Source organism: Hydrogenophaga electricum (assembly GCF_030160815.1).
In the GTDB taxonomy this organism is placed as follows: domain Bacteria; phylum Pseudomonadota; class Gammaproteobacteria; order Burkholderiales; family Burkholderiaceae_C; genus Hydrogenophaga; species Hydrogenophaga electricum.
In genome coordinates this window covers 1-1327 of sequence record NZ_BSPB01000127.1, presented here as the reverse complement: position 1 = coordinate 1327, position 1327 = coordinate 1, and the positions used below count along the sequence as shown (strand labels likewise).

The window sequence follows — 1327 nt, the reverse complement described above, 5'->3', positions numbered from 1 at the left end:
GGCGCGCAGGGCCACACGGTCGCGGGTGACCAGGCCGGCGGTGGGAGCCGACGCCGCGGTGCCCGCCACGGGGGCCGGCGCAGCCGCCCGGGCCGACAGCAGCACGCCCATCAGCGCCATGGCCAGCAAGGCCGCCCAGAGGTATTTGACCCAGCGGTGCATGTCATTCCTCCCCATCGTCCAGGCCCTGCCGGCCCCGGCCGGCGCTGGCCACGGTCCCGAGCAGGCCGCTGCCGATGAAGCCGTCCTGCGAGGGCGGCGCGATGATGACCTGCACCTTGTCGCTCAGGCGGTCGGCCATGGTCTTCTGGATCAGCAGCGGGTGCTTGGTGATCAGCGCGCCTTCGAGCGCCATCTGCTCGGCGTTGACCTTGCCGATGTTCTTGAGCCGGTAGGCCTCGGCGTCGGCCAGCTTCTGACGGGCTTCGGCCTCGCCGGTGGCCTCGATGCGGCGGGCCTGCGCTTCGCCCTCGGCCAGCTTGACGCGCGCCACGCGCGCCGCCTCGGCTTCGAGCTGGCGCTGTTCCACCTGGCGCTGCTTGAGCGGCAGCACATGCTTCATGGCCTCTTCCTGCGCCTTGGCGGCGATCACCTGCTCGCGCGCCGCGGCTTCGGCCGCCACCTCGCGCCGCGCCTTGTCGGCCGCCGCCGCCAGCTCGCTTTCCTTGACCTGCTTCTCGCGCAGCTCCAGCGTGTAGCGCATCTTCTCGGCCGACAGGCCTTCGGTCAGCAGCCCTTCCATGCCACGGCGGTAGTCCTCCGGCAGGTCGATCTTGCCGATGGTCACCGACCGCAGCAGCAGGCCGTCGGCCGCCAGGCGCTCGCGCAACTGGCCTTCGATGGTCTGTTCGATCTGCGCGCGCTGCGACGAAAAGATCTCGCGCACCGTGTGCCGCGCCACGATCTTGTAGACCGTGGCCTGCACCGCCGGCTCGATGACGCGGGCATCGAGGTCGGGCACGAAGGCCACCGCCCGCGGACCGGCCAGGCGTGCCGGATCGATGGCGTAGCGCACGCGCAGGTCCAGGCCGATGGACAGACCCTCGACCGTCTGCGCCGGCGCCGGGCCGTCGGCCGTGGCCATGGTGGCGGCCTGCCAGGTGCGGTCCTGCAGCGACCAGCTCACCGCCTGGTGGACGCCGGGCAGCACCCACACCGGCCCTTCGCGCCAGACCGTCACGGCGCCGCTGAGCTGGCTGGTGCGCACCACCCGGTGCCCGGGCTCGACCGGCAGCACCGGCGGGCGGGTCACCAGCACATAGGCCGCGCCGGCCGCCAGTGCCAGCGGGCCCAGGGTCAGGAGCAGGGGTGCCAGCGGCAGCGCCGG

Annotated in this window: 1 protein-coding gene; it reads right to left on the bottom strand. The window is 72.9% G+C overall.

Translation table 11 applies throughout. The annotated features are described in order from the left end of the window. Positions 1 to 163 precede the first annotated feature (163 nt). The coding region (locus QQK43_RS23075) for an SPFH domain-containing protein (protein WP_284309626.1) at positions 164 to 1327 on the bottom strand (1164 nt) is incomplete at its 5' end.